26 protein-coding genes are annotated in these 23,412 nt (G+C 72.4%); 10 read left to right on the top strand and 16 right to left on the bottom strand.

Features of this window, described 5'->3' with window-relative positions; genetic code table 11:
- The gene (locus ACQ5SO_RS15395; protein WP_430942507.1) at window positions 1-723 is read left to right on the top strand and encodes a sirohydrochlorin chelatase; all 723 of its coding nucleotides are present in this window, start codon (window positions 1-3) and stop codon (window positions 721-723) included.
- 115 nt (window positions 724-838) lie between these two features.
- Here ACQ5SO_RS15395 and ACQ5SO_RS15390 read toward each other — a convergent pair whose 3' ends face one another.
- Window positions 839-1,612 (bottom strand): VPLPA-CTERM sorting domain-containing protein, encoded by a 774-nt coding sequence (locus ACQ5SO_RS15390; RefSeq protein ID WP_430942506.1) that lies wholly within the window; start codon window positions 1,610-1,612, stop codon window positions 839-841.
- Window positions 1,613-1,850: 238 nt separating this feature from the next.
- On the opposite strand from ACQ5SO_RS15390, the gene ACQ5SO_RS15385 reads away from it, so the two are divergent.
- Window positions 1,851-2,489: a VPLPA-CTERM sorting domain-containing protein gene (locus tag ACQ5SO_RS15385; RefSeq protein WP_430942505.1), complete on the top strand. Its 639-nt coding sequence runs from the start codon at window positions 1,851-1,853 to the stop codon at window positions 2,487-2,489.
- 82 nt (window positions 2,490-2,571) lie between these two features.
- Here the strand turns inward: ACQ5SO_RS15385 and ACQ5SO_RS15380 are convergent, their stop codons facing one another.
- The 3 genes from ACQ5SO_RS15380 to groES all read right to left on the bottom strand — a co-directional run bounded on the left by ACQ5SO_RS15380 (window position 2,572) and on the right by groES (window position 5,076).
- Complete coding sequence (locus ACQ5SO_RS15380) at window positions 2,572-2,883, bottom strand: YegP family protein (RefSeq protein ID WP_430942504.1); 312 nt, start codon at window positions 2,881-2,883, stop codon at window positions 2,572-2,574.
- A 181-nt stretch (window positions 2,884-3,064) separates the two neighbouring features.
- Window positions 3,065-4,705, bottom strand: coding sequence for a chaperonin GroEL (groL, locus tag ACQ5SO_RS15375; RefSeq protein WP_430942503.1), 1,641 nt, complete (start codon window positions 4,703-4,705; stop codon window positions 3,065-3,067).
- Between the two features lie 83 nt (window positions 4,706-4,788).
- Complete coding sequence (gene groES / locus ACQ5SO_RS15370) at window positions 4,789-5,076, bottom strand: co-chaperone GroES (protein WP_430942502.1); 288 nt, start codon at window positions 5,074-5,076, stop codon at window positions 4,789-4,791.
- Between the two features lie 177 nt (window positions 5,077-5,253).
- On the opposite strand from groES, the gene ACQ5SO_RS15365 reads away from it, so the two are divergent.
- The gene (locus ACQ5SO_RS15365; RefSeq protein ID WP_430942501.1) at window positions 5,254-6,297 is read left to right on the top strand and encodes a TraB/GumN family protein; all 1,044 of its coding nucleotides are present in this window, start codon (window positions 5,254-5,256) and stop codon (window positions 6,295-6,297) included.
- Window positions 6,298-6,316: 19 nt separating this feature from the next.
- Here the strand turns inward: ACQ5SO_RS15365 and ACQ5SO_RS15360 are convergent, their stop codons facing one another.
- On the bottom strand, window positions 6,317-6,748 hold the full coding sequence (locus ACQ5SO_RS15360) for a DUF3429 domain-containing protein (RefSeq protein WP_430942500.1): 432 nt from the start codon (window positions 6,746-6,748) through the stop codon (window positions 6,317-6,319).
- A gap of 190 nt (window positions 6,749-6,938) precedes the next feature.
- Here ACQ5SO_RS15360 and ACQ5SO_RS15355 point away from each other — a divergent pair, with 190 nt between their 5' ends.
- Window positions 6,939-7,808: a TIGR01459 family HAD-type hydrolase gene (locus ACQ5SO_RS15355; RefSeq protein ID WP_430942499.1), complete on the top strand. Its 870-nt coding sequence runs from the start codon at window positions 6,939-6,941 to the stop codon at window positions 7,806-7,808.
- Window positions 7,809-7,963: 155 nt separating this feature from the next.
- Entirely contained in the window at window positions 7,964-8,203 is a 240-nt protein-coding gene (locus ACQ5SO_RS15350; protein WP_430942498.1) for a hypothetical protein, read from the top strand.
- A 150-nt stretch (window positions 8,204-8,353) separates the two neighbouring features.
- On the opposite strand, the gene ACQ5SO_RS15345 is transcribed toward ACQ5SO_RS15350, so the two are convergent.
- From ACQ5SO_RS15345 to hrcA, 5 genes are all read right to left on the bottom strand, one after another.
- Window positions 8,354-9,076, bottom strand: a complete 723-nt coding sequence (locus tag ACQ5SO_RS15345; RefSeq protein WP_430942497.1) for a YjbF family lipoprotein — start codon at window positions 9,074-9,076, stop codon at window positions 8,354-8,356.
- 62 nt (window positions 9,077-9,138) lie between these two features.
- The gene (locus ACQ5SO_RS15340; RefSeq protein WP_430942496.1) at window positions 9,139-11,754 is read right to left on the bottom strand and encodes a YjbH domain-containing protein; all 2,616 of its coding nucleotides are present in this window, start codon (window positions 11,752-11,754) and stop codon (window positions 9,139-9,141) included.
- A 164-nt stretch (window positions 11,755-11,918) separates the two neighbouring features.
- Window positions 11,919-12,524 (bottom strand): MSMEG_1061 family FMN-dependent PPOX-type flavoprotein, encoded by a 606-nt coding sequence (locus ACQ5SO_RS15335; protein WP_430942495.1) that lies wholly within the window; start codon window positions 12,522-12,524, stop codon window positions 11,919-11,921.
- Window positions 12,525-12,866: 342 nt separating this feature from the next.
- Complete coding sequence (gene grpE, locus ACQ5SO_RS15330) at window positions 12,867-13,520, bottom strand: nucleotide exchange factor GrpE (RefSeq protein WP_430942494.1); 654 nt, start codon at window positions 13,518-13,520, stop codon at window positions 12,867-12,869.
- 25 nt (window positions 13,521-13,545) lie between these two features.
- Complete coding sequence (gene hrcA, locus ACQ5SO_RS15325) at window positions 13,546-14,634, bottom strand: heat-inducible transcriptional repressor HrcA (protein ID WP_430942493.1); 1,089 nt, start codon at window positions 14,632-14,634, stop codon at window positions 13,546-13,548.
- A 224-nt stretch (window positions 14,635-14,858) separates the two neighbouring features.
- Between hrcA and rph the strand changes: the two genes are divergently transcribed.
- The 5 genes from rph to ACQ5SO_RS15300 all read left to right on the top strand — a co-directional run bounded on the left by rph (window position 14,859) and on the right by ACQ5SO_RS15300 (window position 19,269).
- Window positions 14,859-15,575 (top strand): ribonuclease PH, encoded by a 717-nt coding sequence (rph, locus tag ACQ5SO_RS15320; protein WP_430942492.1) that lies wholly within the window; start codon window positions 14,859-14,861, stop codon window positions 15,573-15,575.
- Window positions 15,576-15,970: 395 nt separating this feature from the next.
- Window positions 15,971-16,645: a non-canonical purine NTP pyrophosphatase gene (locus ACQ5SO_RS15315; protein WP_430942491.1), complete on the top strand. Its 675-nt coding sequence runs from the start codon at window positions 15,971-15,973 to the stop codon at window positions 16,643-16,645.
- Complete coding sequence (locus tag ACQ5SO_RS15310; protein ID WP_430942490.1) at window positions 16,642-17,034, top strand: RidA family protein; 393 nt, start codon at window positions 16,642-16,644, stop codon at window positions 17,032-17,034. The genes ACQ5SO_RS15315 and ACQ5SO_RS15310 overlap by 4 nt, the downstream gene beginning before the upstream one ends.
- Window positions 17,035-17,135: 101 nt before the next feature.
- A complete protein-coding gene (hemW, locus tag ACQ5SO_RS15305; protein ID WP_430942489.1) occupies window positions 17,136-18,317 on the top strand; it encodes a radical SAM family heme chaperone HemW in 1,182 nt (393 codons plus the stop codon).
- 508 nt (window positions 18,318-18,825) lie between these two features.
- Entirely contained in the window at window positions 18,826-19,269 is a 444-nt protein-coding gene (locus ACQ5SO_RS15300; protein ID WP_430942488.1) for a YbaN family protein, read from the top strand.
- Between the two features lie 31 nt (window positions 19,270-19,300).
- Here ACQ5SO_RS15300 and ACQ5SO_RS15295 read toward each other — a convergent pair whose 3' ends face one another.
- From ACQ5SO_RS15295 to ACQ5SO_RS15270, 6 genes are all read right to left on the bottom strand, one after another.
- Window positions 19,301-20,071, bottom strand: coding sequence for an SIMPL domain-containing protein (locus ACQ5SO_RS15295; protein ID WP_430942487.1), 771 nt, complete (start codon window positions 20,069-20,071; stop codon window positions 19,301-19,303).
- 274 nt (window positions 20,072-20,345) lie between these two features.
- Complete coding sequence (locus ACQ5SO_RS15290) at window positions 20,346-20,837, bottom strand: F0F1 ATP synthase subunit B (RefSeq protein ID WP_430942486.1); 492 nt, start codon at window positions 20,835-20,837, stop codon at window positions 20,346-20,348.
- Window positions 20,838-20,840: 3 nt separating this feature from the next.
- Window positions 20,841-21,368: a F0F1 ATP synthase subunit B' gene (locus tag ACQ5SO_RS15285; protein WP_430942513.1), complete on the bottom strand. Its 528-nt coding sequence runs from the start codon at window positions 21,366-21,368 to the stop codon at window positions 20,841-20,843.
- A 486-nt stretch (window positions 21,369-21,854) separates the two neighbouring features.
- Window positions 21,855-22,091 (bottom strand): F0F1 ATP synthase subunit C, encoded by a 237-nt coding sequence (locus ACQ5SO_RS15280; protein WP_430942485.1) that lies wholly within the window; start codon window positions 22,089-22,091, stop codon window positions 21,855-21,857.
- Between the two features lie 99 nt (window positions 22,092-22,190).
- Window positions 22,191-22,961 carry a F0F1 ATP synthase subunit A gene (locus tag ACQ5SO_RS15275; protein WP_430942484.1) on the bottom strand — a complete coding sequence of 257 codons (771 nt, stop codon included), beginning with the start codon at window positions 22,959-22,961 and terminating at the stop codon, window positions 22,191-22,193.
- Window positions 22,948-23,385: an AtpZ/AtpI family protein gene (locus tag ACQ5SO_RS15270; RefSeq protein ID WP_430942483.1), complete on the bottom strand. Its 438-nt coding sequence runs from the start codon at window positions 23,383-23,385 to the stop codon at window positions 22,948-22,950. Before ACQ5SO_RS15270 ends, ACQ5SO_RS15275 begins: the two co-directional genes overlap by 14 nt.
- Window positions 23,386-23,412 lie beyond the last annotated feature (27 nt).

Below are 23,412 nucleotides of genomic sequence, written 5' to 3'. Positions count from 1 at the left end.
GTGACCGTCCCGCCCCTGCTCATCGCCGCCCATGGCGCTCCCTCCTGCCCGCCAAGCCAGGAGATCTGGGTCGAGGACCTCGCCGCGCGCGTCGCCGCCCTGCGCGGGGGGCCGACCCTCGGCGTCACCCTCGCCGCCGCGAAACCCTTCGCCCGCAAGGCCGCGCAGGCCGCGGCCCTCGGCCCCGTCATCCGCGTCTACCCGCTGTTCATGACCGACGGCTGGTTCACGAAATCCCAGCTGCCCCGCCGCCTCGCCGCCGCGGGCCTGGCCCCGGAACGGCTCGGGATCCTGCAGCCCCTCGGCCTCGACCCGGGCCTGCCCGCCCTCTGCGCCGCCCGCGCGCAACAGGCCGCCGCCGCGCGGGGCCTCGCCCCCGCCGAGACCCGCCTCGTCTTCGCCGCCCATGGCTCCCCCCGCTCGCCGCGCCCGGCCGAGGTCACCCGGCAGGTCGGCGAGGCCGCCCGGCGCATCGGCGGGTTCAGATCCCTCTCCTGCGGCTTCGTCGACGAAGAGCCCGGCCTCGAGGACGCGCTCCGGGGCGACGGCCCGGCCGTGTGCCTGCCCTTCTTCGCCACCCGCGCGTCCCACGTGCTCGAAGACCTGCCCGAGGCGCTGGAGGCGGCGCGGTTCGCCGGCCCGGTGGCCGAGCCCATCGGCCTCGATCCCGGCCTGCCCGCGATGATCGCCGCCGCCGCCCGCTCGGCGCCGAACGGGACCTGACCGGCCGGGCGGCGCGCGGCGCAGCGCCGATCCGCCGCCACGCAAGAACCCCGCGCCATGGGCGCGGGGTTCCGCATCGATCGAAGGGGCGGCGCGCCGCGCCGCCCCGGGTCGCTCAACCGCGACGGCGCAGCAGGCCGAAGCCCGCCAGGCCCGCCAGCAGCAGCGGCGCGGCCGCCGGCAGCGGCACGTCGGACGGCGCCGCCCCGGGCGACACCGGCGCGGTCGAGGCGTTCAGCAGGTTGCGGAACATGATCGCGTTGTCGTTGTCGCCGGTGTTGGCCACCCGGTCGAACACGTTCTGGTCGGTGATCAGGAAGATCGACCCGCCGGCCACGTTCTCATAGCCCATCATCACCGAGGCGAGGTCCGCGCCGAACATCAGCGCCGTGCCCGAGCCGATGTCCAGCGGCGCGAAGGCGGCGTAGTTGTAGGTGGTCACGCCCGCGGTCAGCAGGTAGTCCTGGATCTGCCCGTCGCCGCGGGTCGCGTCCTGGTAGCCGCCGTCCAGCACGGTGTTGATGATCGAGATGCTGGAGCCCAGCGACGCGAGCGCGGCGGAGATGTTGTCGTTCTGCGTGGGCGTGTATTCGCCGTGCTCGCCCATGAAGGCGATGCGGCCGCCCTCGGCCAGGTAGTCCGACATGGCGTCGAGCTCGGACGACGAATAGGCGGAAGACGGCTGGATGGCCCAGAACAGGTCCAGCCCGGTCAGGTTGCCGATGGTGATGCCGCTGATCACCGACGAGGTGGTGTCCCCGTAGGAACCGTAGAAGGTGTTGACGGCGCCGACCGGGGAGCCGCTGCCGTAGACGCCCACGGTGTAGGCCGAGGCGGAACCGGCGCTGACGACCAGCGCGGCGGCGGTGAAAATGGCGGTGAGTTTCATGTATTGGTCCCAGGTTGAATGCACGTGCGAGCCCCCCCGCACGCAGACTGCTGCGCTACCAAGGCGGGCGGCCGCGTTCCAGCGCGACCGGAACGACGCGCCCTTTGCAATCGTTCATTTTGGATTAATGTTGCGGACATGCCTCTACCCGGGGCCCCGACCGCGCCTTCCACGCCGCGCGGCCGCATGGTAGTATTTTCCGGCAAGTGAATTTTCCCAATTGGAAAGGCCGGACCGCATGTTCTCCACCGCCCGCCTGCTCGCCGCCGCCGCCATCGCAACCGCCGCCGCCCCGGCCTCGGCCGCGCTGCTGCAGCCCGACACCTATGACGCGTCGAGCGAATTCAGCTCCAACTACCTGGGGCAATTCACCATCGACGGCTCGGGCCTGCCGGTGGATTTCACCCATGCCGACGCCCATGACGACTACTCCGTCGGCAACCACTGGACCACCGACGGCACGGCGCCGACGGATGAGTGGATCCGCTGGTATTTCAGCAACCCGGTCGAGCTGTTCAACATGGTGCTGTGGACCCACCGCTCGAACATCATCTCGAACAATGCAGGCTACGAGCCGGTGCTGTTCGACCTGACCTTCTTCGACGCGGCGGACAACGTGCTGCTGTTCAGCGACGACGTCGCTCTGGCGCCGAACGTGGCGACGGGCCAGGTGTTCGGCGGCGCGCCGATCGCCAACGTCTCCTCGGTGCTGTTCGAGGTGGAGGCGACCGAGTTCTCGACCAACTACACGGGCCTCGCCGAGGTCGCGTTCAACGACGCCACCGCAACCGATTTCTCGGACGTGCCGCTGCCCGCCGCCGCGCCGCTGCTGCTGCTCGGGCTCGGCGGCCTCGCCGTCCTGCGCCGCCGGGGCTGATCCCCGGCCCCCGCCGGACACGCAAAAGGCCGCCCCCGGGGGCGGCCTTCTTCGTTCCGGGTCGTCCCGGCGCCGGGGGCGTTCAGCCCTCGTAGCCCTGGCGGGCGGCGTTCGCCTCGGCGTCGCGCCTGGCCTTGTAGCCTTCCGAGGCGGCCCCGACGATGTTGCCGTTCACCGCCTTGCGGCGCCAGCGCCACTCGCCGCGCTTGTCCTCGTAGAACTCCCACTTGTCCTTGGGGTTCGGGCCGCGGTTCATGTTGGCCTCGCAGTCGGATTTCGACTTGTAGCCCTCGCAGGCCGCCCCGACGATGTTGCCGTTGGAGGCGGTGCGCCGCCAGCGCCACTCGCCCTTCTTGTCCTGGTAGACTTCGAACTTGTCGTTTTCGCCAGCCATGATCCGTCCCTCCTGAGATGTTCCATCCTTGGGCTGCGGCCCCGCGGAAAGGGTCGCGCGCCTTCGCGTATTCATCAATGGCAAAGCGGGCATTTCAGCGGCATGAACAAGAAAAAGGGCCGCCCGAAGGCGGCCCTTTCAACTCTCGGCTGCAAACCCCGGGGCGGGGTTCGCGGCATGATCACATCATGCCGCCCATGCCGCCCATGTCGGGCATGCCGCCGCCGGCCGCGCCCTTCGGCTCCGGCTTGTCGGCGACCATCGCCTCGGTGGTGATCAGCAGGCCGGCCACCGACGCGGCGTCCTCGAGCGCGGTGCGCACGACCTTGGCCGGGTCGATGATGCCCATGCCGATCATGTCGCCGTACTCTTCGGTCTGGGCGTTGAAGCCGAAGCCGACCTGGGTCGACTCGGAGATCTTGCCCGCGACCACGGCGCCGTCGACGCCCGCGTTCTCGGCGATCTGGCGCAGCGGGGCCTGGATGGCGCGCGCGACGATCTTGATGCCGGCGGTCTGGTCGGCGTTGTCGCCCTCGAGACCGGCCAGCGCCTTGCCGGCGTGGATCAGGGCGGTGCCGCCCCCGGGGACGACGCCTTCCTGCACCGCGGCGCGGGTGGCGTTCAGCGCGTCGTCGACGCGGTCCTTGCGCTCCTTCACCTCGATCTCGGTGGAGCCGCCGACGCGGATCACCGCGACGCCGCCCGCGAGCTTGGCGAGACGCTCCTGCAGCTTCTCACGGTCGTAGTCCGAGGTGGTCTCTTCGACCTGCGCACGGATCTGGGCGACACGCGCATCGATCTCGGACTTGTCGCCCGCGCCGTCGACGATGGTGGTGTCGTCCTTCGTGATGCGGACCTTCTTGGAGGTGCCGAGCATCTCGATGCCGACGTTCTCGAGCTTCATGCCGAGATCCTCGGAGATCACCTGGCCGCCGGTCAGGATCGCGATGTCCTGCAGCATGGCCTTGCGGCGGTCGCCGAAGCCCGGGGCCTTGACCGCGGCGATCTTCAGGCCGCCGCGCAGCTTGTTGACCACGAGGGTGGCCAGGGCCTCGCCCTCGACGTCCTCGGCGATGATCAGCAGCGGCTTGCCGGACTGGATCACGGTCTCGAGCAGCGGCACCATCGGCTGCAGCGAGGAGAGCTTCTTCTCGTGCAGCAGGATGTAGGCGTCCTCGAGCTCGGTCACCATCTTGTCGGGGTTGGTGATGAAGTACGGGGACAGGTAGCCGCGGTCGAACTGCATGCCCTCGACGACCTCGGTCTCGGTCTCCAGGCCCTTGTTCTCCTCGACGGTGATGACGCCCTCGTTGCCGACCTTCTGCATCGCGTCGGCGATCTGGCGGCCGATCTCGACCTCGCCGTTCGCGGAGATGGCGCCGACCTGGGCGACCTCGGCCGAGTCGTTGACCGGGCGGGCGGCGGACTTGATGCCCTCGACCACGGCCGCGACGGCCTTGTCGATGCCGCGCTTCAGGTCCATCGGGTTCATGCCGGCGGCGACCGCCTTCATGCCCTCTTTGACGATGGCCTGGGCGAGAACGGTGGCGGTGGTGGTGCCGTCGCCGGCCTCATCGTTGGTGCGCGAAGCGACTTCGCGGACCATCTGGGCGCCCATGTTCTCGAACTTGTCCTCGAGCTCGATCTCTTTCGCGACCGAGACGCCGTCCTTGGTGATGCGCGGCGCGCCGAACGACTTGTCGAGAACGACGTTGCGGCCTTTCGGGCCCAGGGTCACCTTCACCGCGTCGGCGAGGATGTTCACGCCCTTGAGCATGCGGTCGCGGGCGTCGGTGTGGAATTTCACGTCCTTGGCAGCCATGTGCGTAGCTCCTTAGGTATCGTTGAAGTTGGGAAGGCCGTCGCGGCGCGGGGCGCCTGCGGGGCCGGAAGACGGGTCCGAAATCAGGCGAGGATGCCCATGATGTCGGATTCTTTCATGATCAGCAGGTCCTTGCCGTCGACCTTGACCTCGGTGCCGGACCACTTGCCGAACAGCACGCGGTCGCCGGCCTTCACGGCCATGGGGATCAGCTCGCCGGAATCCTTCCGGGCGCCTTCGCCGATGGCGACGATCTCGCCCTCGGAGGGCTTCTCTTTCGCGGCGTCGGGGATGATCAGGCCGCCCGCGGTCTTCTCTTCGGATTCGATACGACGGACCAGGACCCGGTCGTGGAGGGGCTTGAAGTTCATGGAACTTACTCCGTTGGTTGAAGCGTCCAGCAATGCCGTGGCAGGCTGCGCCCCGCGCGCCGGGGTGGGCGGACGAACCGCGCCGGGCTGGCGGGGGCGTCTGTTAGCACTCGCCTGCCGTGAGTGCTAACGAGCCGGGAGATAAGTTCGCCCCGGCCCGAGTGTCAAGGATGGCCCATGCGAATTTTCTTTGAAAAAACATCGCTGCGCCGCAGCATCCGCGCCGCGGCGCTCGGGCTCGGCGCGCTCGCCCTCCTCGCCCCGGGGGGCGCGCAGGCCGAATGCGCGGGCGTCTCGATGCTGCCGCAGCTGGCGCAGGAGCGGCCCGCGGACCTCGCCGCCGCCCGGGCCGCGGCGGCGCGGATCCCCAATTCCGAGGGGCTTTTCTGGCGGATCGAGGCGCCGGGCCGCGCGCCCTCCTGGCTGCTGGGCACCTTCCACGCGCCCGCCTCCGAAGGGGTGACGCCGCCGGGCGCGGCGCTGGCGGCGCTGGACCGGGCGGAGCGTCTGCTGGTCGAGATCAGCGCCGAGGAGCAGGCGGCGATGCAGGCGGCCATCGCCTCCGACCCGACGCTGATCGTGGACATGTCCGGCGGCACGCTGGACGACCTGCTGCCCGATTCGGCCCGCCGGGCGCTCGACGCCGCGCTGCGCGGCTACGGCGCCGATTACGAGAGCATGCGCCGCCTGAAGCCCTGGTTCGTGCAGCTGATGATCGCCGTGCCGCCCTGCGCGCTGGCCGCGATGCAGGCGGGCGAGCCGGTGATGGACGACGCGCTGACGGCCCGGGCCGAGGCGGCGGGAACCCCGGTGCAGGGGATGGAGAGCTGGCGCCAGTCGCTGTCCTTCTTCACCGGCATGACGCGGCAGGAGGCGGCGGACGGGCTTCTCGCCGCCATCGCCTTCGCCGACCGGGCCGAGGACCTGCGCGCCACGATGGTGGAGCTGTACCGGGCCGAGCGGATCTACATGTTCTGGGAGCTGTCGCGGCTGGTGACGGCCGAGCTGGTCGGCGCGGCCGAGTCCGACCAGATGCATGAAGAGATGTGGGAGAAGGTGGTGGTGGACCGCAATCTCGACTTCCGCGACGCCGCCCTGCCCGCCCTGCGCCGCGGCGGCGCCTTCATCGCCGTCGGCGCGCTGCATCTGCCGGGACGGCGCGGGATGGTGGAGCTTCTGCGCGCCGAGGGGATGACCGTGACCCGGGCGCCGCTGAACTGAGGGCGGCGGCCGCCCCCGCTCAGGCCAGCGCCGCGGCGAAGAGCGAGAGCGCGGCGATGACGCTGAGCGGCGCGCGCAGCGCCGACCACCACTCCGGCGCGCCGCCGGTGCGGGTCAGCTCCTCGTCCGCCACGAACAGCAGCAGCAGCCCGCCCGAGAGCATCAAGAGCCCCGCCTTGTCCCCCACCAGCGCCGCGCCCCAGGCCAGCAGCGCCGGGGCGACCGAGACCGCCAGCGGCCAGAACCGCGGCCCGTCCCCCAGGCCCGCGCAGGCGAAGCCCCAGCGGCAACCGCCCATGAAGGACAGGATCACCGCGCCATAGACCAGCACCGCCTGCGTGGCGTGGTCGGCCCAGATCGCGGCTCCCATGTGGATCGAGATGGCGAGGGAGACGAAGGGGATCAGCCCGGCGGCGCCGAGGATCATCGCGGGAAGCGGCGGGCGGGTCATGGGGTTCTCCCTGGCTGGCCTCGCTGGATAAGGTACGCGGCGGCGCAATCCAGGCGCCCCGGCGGCCAAACTAGCACGTCCCGCGCCGCGGCCAACCGTCCCGCCGCCCCCCGCGGCGATTGACGCCGCCCCGGGGGGCGCCATGGTGCGGGCCGAATTCCCCAGCCGCCCGGATCCAGGAGCCGCCCGCATGTCCCTGCCCCCGATCATCGAGAGCCTCGACGAGATCGCCGACCGCTATGACGCGCTGCTGTGCGACCTGTGGGGGTGCCTGCATGACGGGGTGAAGGTGCATCCCGCCGCAGCAGCCGCGCTGCAGCGGTTCCGGGCGAAGGGCGGCAAGGTCGCCCTCTTCACCAACGCCCCGCGCCCGGCGGCCTCGGTCGAGGCGCAGCTCAAGGGTCTCGGCGCGCCGGAGGGGATCTCGGACATCGTCGTGTCCTCGGGCGACGCGGCGCTGGAATCGGTCCACAAGGGCGAGTGGGGCAAGAAGATCCACGCCATCTGCGCCGCCGACAAGGACGCCGCCTTCTTCGATGCCGCGGGCCTCGAGATCGTGCCCCTCGACCAGGCCGACAGCGTGGTCTGCACCGGGCTGCGCGACGATCTGAACGAGCACCCGGACGCGTATCGCGACGAGCTGCGCGAGGCGCAGCTGCGCGGGCTGCCGTTCCTCAACGCCAACCCGGACATCGTGGTCGACAAGGGCGACGTGCGCCTGTGGTGCGCCGGCGCGCTGGCGCAGATCTACGAGGAGATGGGCGGCGAGGTGCGCACCTTCGGCAAGCCGCACGCGCCGATCTACGATTACGCGCGCCGCCGCCTCGACGCGCTGGTGGACGGCGGGATCGACGCGGACCGCATCCTGTGCATCGGCGACGGGCCGCATACCGACCTGAAGGGCGCGGTGGCCGAGGGGCTCGACTGCCTGTTCGTGACCGGCGGGCTGGGCCTGAAAGAGGTCGGCGGCGACCCGGACCGCCCGGACCCGGCGAAGCTGGAACGCTGGCTGGGCGAGCTGCAGCTGTCGCCCCGCTGGGCCATCGGCCGCCTGCGCTGAGCGCGGCCCCGCGGATCGCCCCCGGCGGTCCCGTTGCGCTGAAGCCGCAGGGGCGGGCGCGAATTCTTTCGCAGCGCAGCGCGAACGCTTGAGGGAGGCCCCGATTCGGGGTATATCTCGGGTTAACCGTGCATTTCTTTTATGGAGTTCAGCACATGAAACGCATCCTCGCCGCCGCCTCGATCGTCGCCCTGACCACCGCCGCGCCCGTCGCCGCGCAGGAAGATGGCGGCGTGCTGACCGGCACCCTGTTCACGATCGGTGAAACCGCGGTCCCGACCATGGCCGTCATCGGCACGGGCTTCGTGCTCGGCGGCGTGCTGCTGATCGCCTCGGACGACGACGACGGCGCGTCGACCACCTCCTCGACCGGCACCACGCCCGCGCCGCTCTGATCGGCGCCCCCCCGGGGCCGGCGGCAAGGCCGGACGGCGCGGGGGGATCACGGACGAAAAACGAACGAAAAAAGGGGCGGCGCTTCGGGCGCCGCCCCTTTCTTATTGCCGCGCCGCCCGGTCGGGCCGAAGGCGCGCCGCGCCGCGGCCTCAGCCGCCCAGCTGCTTGATGATGGCGATGGACAGGTAGCCGGTCTCGGGCCCGGCCCACTGGCGGGTGCGCCACATGCGGCCCGTTTCGGGGTCGATCCAGTGGTCGTTGACATAGGCGCCGCGGACATTGGCGCAATGCTCGCGCATCCGCACCAGCGGGCGCGTGACCTGGTAAAGCTCCACCACCTCGGGCCCGGCATTCTCGATCCGGCAGGCGAAGGCGCGGGTCTTCTCGTCGCCCAGCCCGTCGCGGCGGCGCTGGATCACCAGCGTCTCGGCGGGCCAGTCGGCGGGGCGCAGGTTCCCGGCCAGCGGGTCGCCCGGCTGCAGCGGCGCGCCGATCACGTCCTGGGCCATGCCGCGGGTGCCGACGAGGCGCCCGCCGGTCAGCCCGATGCCGCGCCGCTGGGCGTCGAGATACCAGGTCCGGCCCTCGAGCCGCGTGGTGGCGGCGAGAAGCGCGGGCGGCGTGCCCTCGGGCTGGGCCACCTCGACCCGCAGCGCCAGCGTGGCGTAGGGCAGTGCGGCGACCTGCTCGTAATTCGGCGGCGGGGCGGCGGGTTCGTCGCCGCCGAGCGCGCCCAGGACCATGTCCCCGGCGCGCTGGTAATCATCCCCGGCGACGCCGCAGGCGGCGAGGCCGAGCGCCAGCCCCAGCGCGGCGGCCCGGCGCAGGGCGGCGCGGGCCGCCCGGCCCGGACCGGAAGGGCCCCGACGCAAGGACACGGGGCGCAAGAAAACGGGGCGCAAGGAAACGGGGCGCGGGAAGGCGGACAGGCGGGTCATTTCCAGAACCAGCTCCAGTCTTCGCGCAGCGCGCTGCGGTCGGCGTCGTCCACCACGCCGTAGAGGCGGTTCGACACCCCCAGCCGCTGGCCGCCGTCGCGGGTCAGCGGGCGGATGACGGTGGTGTAGCGCGAGGTGGTGTCCATCGGCAGCGCCCAGTCGAGCGGGATGGTCAGCCGGATGCCCTTGTCGAAGCTGCCCTCGCCATACTCGTCGAAGGGCACGTCGGTCAGGGTGAAGAAGCCGCCGATCTCCCAGCCGTTGGAGAACTTGCGGGTGACCGAGAAGGTCGCGCCGTAGTCCCCGGCCAGGTACCGGCCCGCATCGACCTGGACCTCCAGCCCGTGCCAGCCCGTCTCCCAGTAGAGCGAGCCGTGGCCGGTGACGGTGTTGTAGTCCTGGAAGCCGAAATAGCCGTCGAAATCGCGCTGCTGCACCCAGTTGATGTCGGCCCCGAGGCCCCAGCTCTGGTTCGCGGGCTTCCACAGCACCTCGGCGCCGACGCCGCCGAACATGGATTCGAACAGGCCCGCCGAGACCCGGCCATAGACCGAAGGCGTGGCCTTGAACACGTAATCCGCGGTCAGCCGGTCGATGAAGGGCGTGTCCACCTTGGCGTATTCCGACGCGTCCGAGCGCACGTGCGGCAGCACGCTGTCCGAGACGCGCGAGGTGTTGTCGAGGTTGCCGAACAGGCGCTGCGACACGCGGCCGGTGGCCGACAGGCCCGGCGCGACCTCGACCGTGCCCGACAGGCGCAGCTGCAGGTCCGCGCGCACCGGGCTGTCCGGGTCGAACAGGCCCAGCGGCAGGTGCGGGTTCAGCCCCCAGGAGAAGGCCGGCCAGCGCCCCGGCACCGGCTCCGGCCGCCCGTCCGGCGCGGCGTCCGACAGCTCGGCCCCCTGCCAGGACAGCCAGGCCGCGTCGGGCGCGCCGTGATGCTCCTCGACCAGCGCGCGGCGCAGGGTGACGGTCACCGCCGGCAGCCCGCCATTGGCGAGGGTGAATTCGAAGATCTCCACCGAGGGCGGCAGCCCCGAGGCCAGCGCCGCCGCGGCCCGGCCCAGCGCCTGCGCGTTGGACCCGTAGCGGCCGTTGGTCATCTCGAGGCGGATCCGCTCGGCCGAGAGGTCCATGCGGTCGACCCCGAGGCCCTCGGCCGCCAGCAGCTCGATCGCCTTGTCGCGCGCCGCGGCGACGGCGGCGGGGTCGTCGGCCCAGGACATGTCCCAGCCCGAGAGCGCGCGCGCGGCGGCGCGGATATGCGCCCGCCCCGCCTCGCGCAGCACCACGGTGCAGAAGGGCGTGCCGTCGGGATTGCGGAAGGTCACGCCGTCGATCACGCCCAGCTCGGCGTCGATGCGGCGGGCGGCGTCCAGCGGGCAGGTCCCGCCCGCGCGCATGTCGGCGGGGACCTCGGCCTCGGCCCAGCGGGGGCCGACCGTGGCGCCGTCCAGCTGCGCGAGCGCGGCGGCGGGGGCCCGGCCCTGCGCCGCGGGGGCGGCGTCGATCGCCTCGCGCACCGGGCCGAAGCGGGACTCGAGGTCCGGCGGCGCCGGGCGCTGGCGCGGGAAGATCGGCGGCGGGCCGGGGCGCGCATCGACATTGGCGGCGGGGCGCAGCGGGTTGCCGGTGAAGGTGGCGCGCAGCGCGAAGCTCTCGCCATGGGTGGCGTAGGCGCCGAGCTCGATCCCCTCGACGGGCCGGTACTCGAGGCCGAAATTCAGCGGGATCTGCGCGTCATAGCCGCTGTTGATCCCGTCGCGGGCATAGTCGTCGCCGGAATACTCGGCCTTGAACGTCAGCCCCTCGACCGGGGTCTCCCACTCGAGCCCGCCGAAAAAGCCCATGTCCTCGCCGTGGAAGAACCGCCCGAAGCGGACCTGGCCGGTGCTGCCGAGCTGGTTGGCGGCGTCCTCGCGGGTCTTGAACCGGTCGGCGATGACGCCGAACGGGTTGGCGATGCCGCCGCCGGTGGCGAAGCGGCCCCAGCCGACGCCGCCCGAGACGGTCAGCTCGGGCAGGATGTGCTTGGTCGCGACGATGTATTCGCCCGAGTAGACGCCGGTGCCGAGGAAATCCTGCAGGCCCACGGCGATCGCCGGGCGGTGCTTGCCCTCGTCCGCCAGCAGGATCTTCAGATCGAAGCTGCGGTCATAGAGGTCGCCGCCGTTCTCGCCGAACTCGGGCAGGAACGAATAGCGGAACGTGCCTTCCACGAAGGGCAGGATCTGGAAGTTCAGGGTGTTGCGCAGCTGCCCCGCGACATAGCCGGTGGTGAGCGAGAGCTGCCCGTCGGGCTGCCCTTCCGCCGTCGGCGTGTCGATCAGGCCGGTGACGCCGTAAAGGTTCAGCGACGGGCGGTTCGGCCCGGCCTCGTCCGGCGGGGGCGACAGCGCGGCGGGGCCGTCATGCCCGTCCCCGGGCAGCGGCCCCATGGCGGCGCCGCGCAGGTCCTGCGCATCCGCCGCGGCCTGCGGCGCGGCAAGCAGCAGCGGCCCGGCATCCGCGACCGGCCCGACCACGCGGTCCGCCGCGAAGGCGCTCGCCCCGGTCGCGACAGCGATGAGCCCGACGACGCCTGCGCGCCCCCGGACGGTTCCGCCCTTCATGCCTCTGGTTCCGCCATCTTTAGTTGTTGTTTAAGCAATCTCTGGCGGAAAATCCGCGCGATGTCACGGGTTGCAAGGACCCGCCGCGCGCCCTCGCCGCACCCTGTCGCCAAGCGGCAACGCGCGGGCGGGGGCGAAGGGGCCCTCCGGCGGCCCGAAGCGGCTCAGTAGAGGCCCTTCTTCAGCGTCTCGTTCAGCGCCTCGATGTCCACCGCCTCGGCCAGTTCGGCATGGGCGCGCAGCATCTGCCCGATGTCAGGCCGCGCCGCCTTCGCGGGCCACTCTTCCGGCCGCCACAGCCCGGCGCGCTGGAAGGCGCGCGGACAGTGCAGGAAGATCTCCTCGGCCCGCACCCGCAGCACCGTCGCCGGGCGCCGCCCCTCGGCCTCGAACCGCGCCAGCAGCGCCGCGTCGTCCCGGATCTCCGCCGGTCCGTTGATCCGCAGCGTCCAGCCCTCGGCCGGGATCACGAAGATCAGCCCGACATGCGGGTTCGCCAGGATGTTCTCCAGCCCGTCCAGCCGGTTGTTCCCCGGCCGGTCGGGGACCAGCACGTGGGCGTCGTCCTCGGCCTGCACGAAGCCCGGCCGGTCGCCGCGGGGCGAGACATCCACCCGCGCCCCGTCCGAGGTCGCCATGAACATCATCGGGCTGCGCGCCAGGAACAGCCGCACGTGGTCGTCGATCCGGTCCACCTGCTTGTTCGCCGCCCGGGCGGACACGGTTCCATAGCGCGCGCGCAGCGCGTCGCGGTCGGTGATGCGGGCCATGCGGCGCTCCTCCCTGCTCCCATCCGGCGCGCAGCGTGGCCCAGCGCGGCGGCCCGGGCAAGCGCCGCGGCGCGGCAAGGGCGCGGGCCGGAGGAGGGGCCCGCGCAGCGCAGCGCGTCGGGCCGGGGGAAGGACGCGCACGCGTCCGGGCGGGAGGGCCGCCGGCAAGCGGCGCGCAGCGCCGCGCGGGCGCGGTCCGACCGCTCCCCCGCCGCCGCGCCCCGCCCCTGGCGCCGCGCATGTCCCCGCGACTTGTCCCTCCCGACACGACAAAGGGCGCGGCCCCGCAAGACCGCGCCCCTTCAAACCCACCGCAAGGGCGTCGGCCCCGCGCAAGCCGCCTCAGGCCAGCGGCGCGTCGCCATCTCCTGACTCGGGCCCGGCCGCAGGCGCCTCGCCCTCGGGCGGCAGGCCAGAGCCCGACCCCGCCGCGGCCACGCCCACCATCGCCGGACGCAGCAGCCGGTCCGCGATCATGAAACCGTCCTGCATCACCTGGATCACGCAGCCCGGGCGCGCATGGGGCACCGGCGCCTCGAACATCGCCTGGTGCATCTTCGGATCGAACTTCTCGCCCACTTCCGGCGCCACGACCTCGATCCTGTGCTTGGCGAAGGCGCTCAACAGCTCCTTCTGCGTCAGCTCCACGCCCTCGATCAGCGCCGCCGCCGCCTCGCGCGCGCCGTCATCCACCGAGGCCACCGCGCGGCCAAGGTTGTCATGCACCGCCAGCAGGTCCCGCGCCAGCTTGGTGCCGCCATACGCCTCCGCGTCCTTGCGGTCGCGCTCGGCCCGCTTGCGGATGTTCTCCGCCTCGGCCAGCGAGCGCATCAGCCGGTCGCGCAGCTCGTCGCGCTCGGCCTCCAGCGCCGCGATGACATCCTCCGCGCCGCCCTCGTCGCCAGCCTCGGGGGCCTCGTCCGCCGCGGTCTCCACGGAAACCTCCGGCTCGGCCGCCTCGGGGGTCCCGGTCTCGTCGCTCCTGGTGTCGCTCATCTCTGATGTGCCTTCGTTCTGCGGTTCAGCCGCGCCGGGACCGATCGGCCACGACCCGCCCCATCAGGCGCGCCGTGTAGTCCACGATCGGAACCACGCGTCCGTAATTGAGGCGCGTGGGGCCGATGACCCCGAGCGCGCCGATGATTCTACGCTCGGCATCCATATAAGGACTGATGATCAGAGAGGAACCGGAAAGGGAGAAAAGCTTGTTCTCCGACCCGATGAAAATCCGCACCCCCTCGCCATCCTCGGCCCGGTCCAGAAGCTGCAGCAGGTCCTCCTTGCGCTCGAGATCGTCGAACAGAAGCCGCATCCGCTCCAGCTCCTCCTCGCCCTCGACCCCGTCCAGCAGTTGCGAGCGCCCGCGCACGATCAGCCGCTCCGGCCCCGCCTCGCCGCCGCCCGGCGACCACACGGCCACGCCCTGGCGCACCATCTCGGCCGCCAGCGCATCCAGCTCGGCCCGCCGCGCCGCGATCTCGCGCTCCACCACCCCCGCGGCCTCGGACAGGGTCCGGCCGCGCAGCATGGCGTTCAGGAAATTCGCCGCCTCGCGCATCGCGCTCGGGGTCAGGCCGCTCGGCGGATCGAACAGCCGGTTCTCGACATGCCCGTCCTCGGTCACCAGCACCGCCAGCGCGCCGGAATCCGACAGCGACACGAACTCGATATGCTTGATCGGCGCCTCGGCCTTGGGCGAGAGCACCAGGCTCGCGCCATGGGTCAGGCCCGCGAGCATCGAGCCCGCCCGCCCCAGCATCTCGTTCACCGTCTCGTCCGGCGCATGGGCGCCGGTCAGCCCGCCATCGATCCGCGCCCGCTCGACCTCGGAGATGTCGCCGATCTCCAGCAACCCGTCGACGAACAGCCGCAGCCCCGTCTGGGTCGGGATCCGCCCCGCCGACACGTGCGGCGAGCCGAGCAGCCCGAGCTGCTCGAGATCCTGCATCACGTTGCGCACGGTGGCGGGCGACAGCGCCCCCTCCAGCGCCTTGGACAGGGTGCGCGAGCCGACCGGCTCGCCGGTGTCGAGATAGGTCTCGACCAGCCGCCGGAAGATCTCCCGGCTGCGGTCGTTCAGATCGGTCAGATGCGGGGCATGGCCGGACATGGGCGCCTGGTTGCTGTGAACACGTGGGCTCGGGCGGAATGCTACAACAGATATGCAGACCCGGCGCCGCGGTCAAATGGCCGCCGCGACCGGCGCGCCCTCGTCGCCCCGCCCCCGACGCCCCCCCTGCGCCCCCGATCTGGACCCGCCGCGCCGCCTTCGCTAGACAGGCCCCTCGCATCGCCCGGGGTCGCCCGGGCCCTTCCAAGCCCAGGAGCCCTGCCATGCGCCCCTCCGGCCGCGCCGTCGACGCCCTCCGCTCCGTCTCGATCGAGACGAACTTCACCAAGCACGCCGAGGGCTCCTGCCTCATCCGCATGGGCGACACCCACGTGCTGTGCACCGCCTCGCTCGAAGGCCGCATCCCGCCCTGGCTGCGCAATTCGGGCCTCGGCTGGGTCACCGCCGAATACGGGATGCTCCCGCGCGCCACCACGTCCCGCAACCGGCGCGAGGCGCAGGCGGGCAAGCAGTCGGGCCGCACCCAGGAAATCCAGCGCCTGATCGGCCGCTCCCTGCGCGCCGGCGTCGACCGGGTGATCCTGGGCGAGCGCCAGATCACCGTCGACTGCGACGTGCTCCAGGCCGATGGCGGCACCCGCTGCGCCTCGATCACCGGCGGCTGGGTGGCGCTGCGCCTCGCGGCCCAGAAGCTGGTCGACGCGGGCGAGCTGAAGGAGAACCCGATCATCGACCACGTCGCCGCCGTCTCCTGCGGCGTCTACAAGGGCCAACCGGTGCTCGACCTCGATTATGCCGAGGACAGCGAGGCCGGGACCGACACCAACGTGGTGATGACCGGCAAGGGCGGCCTCGTCGAGGTGCAGGGCTCGGCCGAAGGCGCGCCGTTCTCGCGCGCCGAGCTGGAGTCGATGCTGACGCTGGCCGAGAAAGGCATCGCCGAGCTGGTGGCGGCGCAGAAGGCGGCCGTGGGGGGCTGAGGTCCGGCCGGCGCGGAGCTGCAATTACAACCGTGGCGCCGCTTGGCGCAGGGGAGGAAGGCCCGCGTCCCGCCGACGCAGTGCGTCGGCCCCCCGCACCCCCACCTCCCGCATCTTTTTGAGGGGCGCGCCAGCCACGGCGCGCCCTTCGTCGTTCCAGACCGCCGTGCCCCGCCCCGCCGGAGGGCGCCGGGCGGGTCAAGGATCGCCGCAGGCGACGGGCGCAGCCCGCTTGTCCTTGACGCGACCGAAGCCCGACCCACGCTCGGACCGGCGACCTGGGGGAGGCCCCCTCCCCCAGGCGCTTCTCAAGCCATATCCCTCCGCCTTCCCCGCCGCGCCCGCGCCTGCTACCCATGGCGCCGATCCAGTCCGCCCCATGCGAAAGGCCGCACATGCCCCGCATCCTGACCGAACCGAAATTCGTCCTCGCCACCCATAACGAGGGCAAGGCCGAGGAATTCCGCGCCCTGCTCGCCCCCTGGGGGATCGAGATCGTCACCGCCGGCGCCCTCGGCCTGCCGGTCCCGGAGGAGACCGAGGAGACCTTCGAGGGCAACGCCCTGATCAAGGCCCGCGCCGCCGCCGAGGCGACCGGCCTTCCGGCGCTGGCCGATGACAGCGGGATCGAGGTCGCCTGGCTCGGCGGCGCGCCCGGCGTGCACACCGCCGACTGGGCCGAGAAGCCCGACGGCTCGGGGCGCGATTTCTACATGGCGATGGAGAAGGTGCAGAAGCTCCTCGACGACATGGGCGCCGAGGAACCCCGCTACGCCAATTTCACCGCCTGCCTGGTGCTGGCCTGGCCCGACGGTCATCACGAGACGGTCATGGGCCGCGCCGACGGCACGCTGGTCTGGCCCCCGCGGGGCGAGACGGGCCATGGCTACGACCCCGTCTTCGTGCCCGAGATCGCCATCGAGAACGGCGAGAAGACCGCCAATTCCGCGATGAAGACCTTCGCGGAGATGCGCCCCGAGGACAAGAACATGATCTCGCACCGCGCCGACGCCTTCGGCAAGCTGATCGCCCTTCTGCCCCCCCTGCCCCAGTCGGGAGTCGACGCATGAGCATCCCCGACAACCGCCGCCTGGTCTCCTCCGGCTCCCCGTTCGAGGAGACCTACGCCTATTCGCGCGCCGTCGCCCAGGGCGACTGGTGCTTCGTGGCCGGGACCACGGGCTATGACTACGCGACCATGACCATGCCCGAGGACCCGCTGGCGCAGGCCCGCAACATCTTCCTGACCATGCAGAAGGCCTTGCGGGAAGCCGGGTTCGAGCTCGACCACCTCGTGCGCATCAACGCCTATGTCACCAACGCCGCGGACTGGGAGGCGGCGGCCCCCGCGCTGCGCGAGTTCCTCGGGGACATCCGCCCGGCGAACACGCTGATCGTCACCGGGCTGATGACGCCCGAGATGAAGCTCGAGATCGCCGGCACCGCCTTCAAGGGCTGACGGCAAGGGAGGGGGCGTGCACGCGCCCTCCCCCGCCCCAGGGGCGCGCCCTTGACCCGCCCGCGCGCCTGCCGCACATGGGCGGCGAAAGGGGAGTGCGGATGCAGCCGACCGAGTATGCAGGCAAGGACGAGGACTGGCGCGCGGGCGGCTTCGGCGTCTACGTGCACTGGCCCTTCTGCCTCGCGAAATGCCCCTATTGCGACTTCAACTCCCACGTCGCCAAGGCGCCGCCGGACCAGGCCGACTGGACCGCGGCGCTGGTCGCCGAGATCCACGCCACGGCGGCCGAGACCGGCCCGCGCCGGGTCGATTCCGTGTTCTTCGGCGGCGGCACCCCGTCGCTGATGGACCCGTCCACCGTGGGCGCCGTCATCGACGCCATCGGCGCCGCCTGGAGCCTCGGGGACGAGGCGGAGATCAACCTCGAGGCCAACCCCACCTCCGTCGAAGCGGGGCGCTTCGCAGGCTATGCCGCGGCCGGGGTGAACCGGGTGTCGATGGGGGTGCAGGCGCTCAACGATGCCGACCTGAAGGCGCTGGGGCGGATGCATTCGGCGGCCGAGGCGCGGGCCGCCTTCGACATCGCCCGCGCCCGCTTCGCCCGCGTGTCCTTCGACCTGATCTACGCCCGCCAGGGCCAGACGGAGGCGGCGTGGGAAGCGGAGCTGCGCGCCGCCCTCTCCATGGCCGTCGACCACCTGTCGCTCTACCAGCTGACCATCGAGCCGGGGACCCGCTTCGGCGACCTGCATGCACGCGGGCGGCTGCGGGACCTGCCCTCGGACGACCTGTCGGCGGATCTCTATGCCCTGACGCAGGCGATCTGCGCAGACGCCGGCGCGCCGGGCTACGAGGTGTCGAACCATGCCCGCAAGGGGGCCGAGAGCCGCCACAACCTCCTTTACTGGCGCACCGGGGATTATGCCGGGATCGGCCCGGGCGCCCATGGGCGGCTGACGCTGGACGGGCGGCGATGGGGGACCGAGAGCCTGGCGGACCCGGCGCAGTGGCTCGCCGCCACCCGCGCCGCGCCGCTGTCGGCCCGCGGCGCCGAGGCGCTGGACGATGCCGACCGCGCCGCCGAGCACCTTCTCATGGGCCTGCGGCTGGACGAGGGCGTCTCCCTCGCCCGCCACCAGGCGCTGGCGGGGGCGCCGCTGGACCCGCAGGCCATCAAGGACCTCGAGGGCATGGGGCTGGTGGAGCGGAATGGCGACCGCCTGCGCGTGCCCCCCGCGGGCCGCCCGGTGCTGAACGCGATCCTGCGCGAGCTGCTGTAAGCCTCCCGCTCCGCCCGCCGCGGCGCGTTCGGCCCGCCGCCCGCCGGAGGGCGCCGGGCGGGTCAAGGATGCGCAGCACCGCCGCAGGCGGCTTGTCCTTGACGCGCCCGGGGCCCGACCCACGCTGGGATGGGCGACCTGAGGGAGGGGACCTCCCTCAGGCGCTTCTCAAGCAAATTCCCGCCCGCTCCATCCCGCGCGACGCCGCCGCCCCGGGCGCCTGCCGCAAGCGCCCCGCCCAAAACCCGCGCCCGGCGCCCCGCCCGCCGGCAGCGCGCCGCCCGGGGGCGCGGCGCGGGCGGGCGAGCGGGGGCTTCACGCCCCCCGAGCACGCCCGCACCGCCCCCGCCCAATGTCCCCGCTCGGAGGGGGACAGGCCCCCGCCTCGCGCGCGGAGCGCGGCTGCGCCGCGCCGCGCCCGACCGCCGCCGCTCATCACCGAAGCGTTTCGCGCGAAACCGCCCGCGCGGTCTCGAAACCGAAACCCTTGCGCCCTATCTTCCGGCGCATGCGCGCGTTCTGGTTCACCCTCGGCTGCCTCAGCATCGCCCTCGGCGCCATCGGCGCGGTCCTGCCGCTGCTGCCGACGGTGCCGTTCCTGCTGCTCGCCGCCATCAGCTTCTCGAAATCCTCGCCGCGGGTGCATGACTGGCTGATCGCCCATCCGCGCCTCGGCAAACCGATCGAGGACTGGCGCCGCGGCGGCGCCATCGGACCGCGCGCGAAGAAGATGGCCAGCGTCTCGATCCTCGCCGCCTTCGGCATCTCCCTCGCCCTCGGGGTCGCGCCCTGGGCGCTGGCGCTCCAGGCCGCCGCGCTGTGCTGCGTCGCCGTGTTCATCTGGACCCGGCCCGACCACCCGCCGGTCCTGGACCCGCAGGCGGAACAGGCGCTGGCCGAGCAGGCGGCGGCCCAGCAGCCCCTCGCCGCCCCCGGACCGGCCGAGGGCTGAGGCGCGGGGCCGCGCGCCCGGGCCCGACCCGTCACTCCTTGCCGTCGCAATACCCGCCCGAGCCCTCGGCGATCTCCCAAGTCCCGCTGACCGAGACGCGCACGATGCGCACCCCCGCCTCCAGCGGCGGGGCGCCCAGCTCGGCGCCGCCATCGGCCCGCATCGCCATGCGCGGCGCCGGGGCGGGCATCCCGTCCTCGCCCTCGCGCAGCTCCACCAGCCGGGTCAGGCGCATCCCCGCGGCGCAGGCCATCTTCTCGGCCTTCTCCATCAGCCGGTCGACGGCGGCGGCGCGGGCCGCGTCCTCGACCTGCGCCATCTGCGAGACGACGAAGCGCGGGCTGCCCACGTGGGTCGCGCCCGCCGCCGTCGCCGCCTCGACCAGCCGGCCCAGCAGGTCGAACGCGTCGGTGCGCACCCGGATGGCGGTCGAGGCGACCTGCTCCACCCGCTCGCGCCCGTTCTTGTCGCGGATGGTGCGCGGAAACAGGGACAGGTCGGTGGTGGCGATGTCCTCGGACGGCACCCCCAGCCCCTTCACCGCGGCGAGGATGGCGGTCATCCGGTCGCCGGCCGAGGCCATGGCGTCCACCGCCCCGTCGGCGCGGGCCTCGGCGCGGAAGGTGATCTCGGCCGCGTCCGGCGCGGCCTGCGACTCGCCCTGGGCCGAGAGCGAGAGCGTGGCGAAGCGGTACGCGCTCTCGGCCTGCGCCGCGGCGGGGGCGAGGGCGGCGAGCAGCGCGGCCCCGCAGGCGGCGGCGCGGGCCGAGACGAGGCGGGGGGCGGGAGCGGTGCGGGTCATCGGCGGGGCCTTTCGATGGGTCGTGAACAGCGGAGCAGATGGGGCGCCCCGGCGCGAAAGGCGAGGGGGATCGCGCGGCGGTCCCGGGGTGATTTGCGGGCGGGGTCGCCACAATCCTGAACGTTCCCGGATGAAGGGCGGCGGAAGGCGGGCGGCCCCTGTCCGGCCCGGCCCGGCCCCGCGCCGCCATCCCCCCCGCACGCGAAACGGCCCGGCGGGTGTCCCGCCGGGCCGTCTCTCACTCCCTCTCTCGCGCGCCGGGCGCGCGGGGGGATCAGTGCAGCTTGGCCGACACGTCCTTGATCGACGCGTCGATCATGGCGTTGCGGGCGTCGAGGCTGAGCTTGTCGCGCATGATCGAGCCGGCGACGTCGACGGCGATCGACACGGCGCGGTCCTTGACCTCTTTCACCGCGGCGGCCTCGGCCGAGGCGATGCGGTCCTCGGCGCCCTTCAGGCGGCGCTCGATCGAGCGGGCCAGCTCGGCCTTCGCCTCGACCGCGGCGCGCTCGGCCTCTTCGCGGGCCTGGGCGACGATCGCCTCGGTGTGGCCCTCGACCTCTTTCGCCTTGCGCTCGTAGGAGGCCAGCAGCGACTGGGCCTCTTCACGCAGGCGGCGGGCTTCGTCGAGCTCTTCCTTGATCTTCTCGGCGCGCTTGTCGAGGGCGCCGCCGATGATCTTCGGCACGCCGACATAGACCAGCACGCCGATGAAGCAGAGGAACGAGATCGCGACGACGATGTTGGAGTCCTGCAGGATGCTCATGGATCAGTTCCCCAGTCGGTCGGACACGGCGGCCTTGACGGCGGCGGAGTCGGCGGTGTCGGGCGCCAGCGCGCCCAGCAGGGCCTCGGCGGTCTCGGCGGCCACGGCCTCGACGCTTTCCAGCGCGGAGGCGCGGATCTCGGCGATGCGGGCCTCGCCCTCGGCGGCGCGGGCCGCGATCTCGGCGTCGGCCTTGGCGGTCGCCGCGTCGACCTCCTTCTGGATCTCGTCGCGGGTGGCCTGCGCGATGGCCTGCGCCTCGGCGCGGGCGTCGGCGAGGGCCTTCTCGTAGGCGGCCTCGGCCTCGGCGGCCTGGCGCTTGAACTCCGCGGCGCGGTCGAGATCGTCCTCGATGGCGTCGTGGCGCTCCTCGATCACGCCGCCGATGCGGGGCAGCGCGATGCGCGAGATGATGTAGTAGAGGACCAGCAGCGTGATGATCAGCCAGGGGATCTGCGAGCCCCAGGTCGAGAAGTCGAGCTGCGGCAGGCCGGTGGCGCCGTGGGCCGCGTCGGCGGCGCCGTGCGCCATCTCGTGACCGGCTTCCTCGCCGTGTCCCGCCTCCTCGGCGGCATGCGCGATTCCGAAGAACAGACCCATCGGGCCCTCCGCTTGTTCCTGGCCGCAAGGCGGCGGTTGCTTTCGTGCGCCGCGGCCTGCGTCCGGGGCCCTCGCCCCGTCCCGCCTTCCGCGGCCGGACGCCGGGGGCCCGCGAAGGGCCGGTCCGGCGCTGCCGGGCGGGGTGAGCCGCGCGTGGGGCCGCCCCTTCGGGCCGCTGGTCGCGCGGGCCTGTCCGCCCTGTCGTTCCGTCTCGGGCGGTCGCGGCCCGGGATCCTTCGCAAGGAAGGCCCGGGCCGGTTCCGTCCGGGTCGCGGTCCGGACCGCGTCCGGAGCGCATGGTATGCGGCCTCGCCGCCACCCGTTCCGCCGGGCGGGGGGCCAGCCCCCCGCGCGGCGATGTTCAGGTTCGGTCCGCCCTGCCCCGGTTCAGGGGCGCGGCGCGGGCCGGATCGGCGATCAGACCGCGAACAGCAGCAGCAGCGCGATCAGGAACGCGAAGATGCCGAGCGCCTCGGCGAACGCGATGCCGATGAAGAGGGTGGCCTGCTGCTCGGCGGCGGCGGCCGGGTTGCGCAGGGCGCCGGCCAGGTAGTTGCCGGCCACGGTGCCCACGCCGATGCCGGCGCCGCCCAGACCGATGGTCGCCAGGCCGGCGCCGATGTACTTGCCCATGTCAGCGATGCTGCCTTCCATGACTCGCTCCTGTGTTTGGATGGCTGAAAGTTCGAACCGGGGGGCGGGTGGCTCTCGGCCGGTCGCCGCCCCCGCGGCGCGTTACGGTGACGCCGCCCCTCAGTGGAGGTGCAGCGCGTCGTTGAGGTACACGCAGGTCAGGATCGTGAAGATGTAGGCCTGCACGAAGGCCACCAGCAGCTCGAGGGCGAAGAGGCCCGTCATCGCGCCGATGGGAATGATGCCGGCGACGCCGAGCGCGGGGACGAAGGCGGCGAACACCTTCAGAACCGCGTGACCCGCCATCATGTTGCCCGCAAGACGGACGGAATGGCTGAGCGGCCGGACGAAGTAGGAGATCAGCTCGATCACGAACAGGAGGCAGCGCAGCACCACGGTCGGCGCGCTGGACACCCAGAAGAGCGAGATGAAGTGGAGGCCGTGGCGCATGAAGCCGATCACCGTGACGGTGATGAAGACGGCGAGCGCGAGCACGGCGGTGACCGCGATGTGCGAGGTCGTGGTGAACGACCAGGGCAGCAGGCCCTGCACGTTGGAGATCGCGATGAAGATGAAGACGGTGAAGATGTAGGGGAAGAACTTCAGCCCCTCTTCGCCGAGCACGTCGACGACCATCTTGCGCACGAAGCCGTAGGCGAGCTCGGCCACCGACTGCATCCGGCTGGGCACGAGGCCCGCGTTGCGCACCGGCAGAACCAGGATGGCCACGGCGATCAGCACGGCGATCGCGAGCCACAGGGTCTGGTTGGTGATGGTCAGGAACCCGACCCCGTCGCCGCCGAACAGCGACTTGACCATGAACTGGTCCATCGGATGCGCGTTGATGCCGCCACCGGAAGCTTCGCTCGATGCCACGTCACAAGCCCTCATTCCGCGGCGCCGCGGCGCCGGTGTTGTTCCCGGACGGCCCCGCGGCCGCCCCTTGTGTTCCGCCCGCCTCGTCCTGCCCGCCCGCTTCGGCGGCGGCGCGCCGCGCCTGGCGTTTCTGGTGCTCTGCAGCGGTCTGCAGCATCACCCGAACCCCGGCCGCGAAGCCGAACAGGACCAGCAGGATGAGGAAGAGGGGCTTCGTGCCGAACACGACGTCCAGCCCCCATCCCATTCCACCCCCGACCACGATGCCCGCGGTCAGGTCGATCACCATGCTCCAGGCCATCTCGTGGCCGGCGAAGCGTCCCCCGCCCTTTCGGGGCGGCGGCGGCGCGCGTCGCTTGCGCAGGTCCGCAAGCTTGGCGTCGAGGGACTGCAGCCTCTGCTCCCGCGCGGCGTCCCCGTCTTCATCGGCTGGCGTCATGCGCCCTCCCGGTTTCGATGGGCCGTA

This window comes from Rhodovulum sp. DZ06 (genome assembly GCF_050586345.1).
Taxonomy (GTDB): Bacteria; Pseudomonadota; Alphaproteobacteria; order Rhodobacterales; family Rhodobacteraceae; genus JBOCEF01.
This window is presented reverse-complemented; position numbering and strand designations above follow the sequence as displayed.

Coding starts and splice junctions, on each gene's coding strand:
- ACQ5SO_RS15295 (WP_430942487.1), bottom strand. CDS start 20,071: ATGACCCGCACCGCTCCCGCCCCCCGCCTCGTCTCGGCCCGCGCCGCC.
- rph (WP_430942492.1), top strand. CDS start 14,859: ATGCGCCCCTCCGGCCGCGCCGTCGACGCCCTCCGCTCCGTCTCGATC.
- ACQ5SO_RS15335 (WP_430942495.1), bottom strand. CDS start 12,524: ATGGCCCGCATCACCGACCGCGACGCGCTGCGCGCGCGCTATGGAACC.
- ACQ5SO_RS15390 (WP_430942506.1), bottom strand. CDS start 1,612: ATGAAACTCACCGCCATTTTCACCGCCGCCGCGCTGGTCGTCAGCGCC.
- ACQ5SO_RS15310 (WP_430942490.1), top strand. CDS start 16,642: ATGAGCATCCCCGACAACCGCCGCCTGGTCTCCTCCGGCTCCCCGTTC.
- ACQ5SO_RS15365 (WP_430942501.1), top strand. CDS start 5,254: ATGCGAATTTTCTTTGAAAAAACATCGCTGCGCCGCAGCATCCGCGCC.
- ACQ5SO_RS15340 (WP_430942496.1), bottom strand. CDS start 11,754: ATGAAGGGCGGAACCGTCCGGGGGCGCGCAGGCGTCGTCGGGCTCATC.
- ACQ5SO_RS15380 (WP_430942504.1), bottom strand. CDS start 2,883: ATGGCTGGCGAAAACGACAAGTTCGAAGTCTACCAGGACAAGAAGGGC.
- ACQ5SO_RS15350 (WP_430942498.1), top strand. CDS start 7,964: ATGAAACGCATCCTCGCCGCCGCCTCGATCGTCGCCCTGACCACCGCC.
- ACQ5SO_RS15355 (WP_430942499.1), top strand. CDS start 6,939: ATGTCCCTGCCCCCGATCATCGAGAGCCTCGACGAGATCGCCGACCGC.
- ACQ5SO_RS15385 (WP_430942505.1), top strand. CDS start 1,851: ATGTTCTCCACCGCCCGCCTGCTCGCCGCCGCCGCCATCGCAACCGCC.
- ACQ5SO_RS15270 (WP_430942483.1), bottom strand. CDS start 23,385: ATGACGCCAGCCGATGAAGACGGGGACGCCGCGCGGGAGCAGAGGCTG.
- ACQ5SO_RS15360 (WP_430942500.1), bottom strand. CDS start 6,748: ATGACCCGCCCGCCGCTTCCCGCGATGATCCTCGGCGCCGCCGGGCTG.
- ACQ5SO_RS15290 (WP_430942486.1), bottom strand. CDS start 20,837: ATGAGCATCCTGCAGGACTCCAACATCGTCGTCGCGATCTCGTTCCTC.
- hemW (WP_430942489.1), top strand. CDS start 17,136: ATGCAGCCGACCGAGTATGCAGGCAAGGACGAGGACTGGCGCGCGGGC.
- ACQ5SO_RS15285 (WP_430942513.1), bottom strand. CDS start 21,368: ATGGCGCACGGCGCCGCCGACGCGGCCCACGGCGCCACCGGCCTGCCG.
- ACQ5SO_RS15275 (WP_430942484.1), bottom strand. CDS start 22,961: ATGAGGGCTTGTGACGTGGCATCGAGCGAAGCTTCCGGTGGCGGCATC.
- ACQ5SO_RS15280 (WP_430942485.1), bottom strand. CDS start 22,091: ATGGAAGGCAGCATCGCTGACATGGGCAAGTACATCGGCGCCGGCCTG.
- groES (WP_430942502.1), bottom strand. CDS start 5,076: ATGAACTTCAAGCCCCTCCACGACCGGGTCCTGGTCCGTCGTATCGAA.
- ACQ5SO_RS15315 (WP_430942491.1), top strand. CDS start 15,971: ATGCCCCGCATCCTGACCGAACCGAAATTCGTCCTCGCCACCCATAAC.
- hrcA (WP_430942493.1), bottom strand. CDS start 14,634: ATGTCCGGCCATGCCCCGCATCTGACCGATCTGAACGACCGCAGCCGG.
- groL (WP_430942503.1), bottom strand. CDS start 4,705: ATGGCTGCCAAGGACGTGAAATTCCACACCGACGCCCGCGACCGCATG.
- grpE (WP_430942494.1), bottom strand. CDS start 13,520: ATGAGCGACACCAGGAGCGACGAGACCGGGACCCCCGAGGCGGCCGAG.
- ACQ5SO_RS15300 (WP_430942488.1), top strand. CDS start 18,826: ATGCGCGCGTTCTGGTTCACCCTCGGCTGCCTCAGCATCGCCCTCGGC.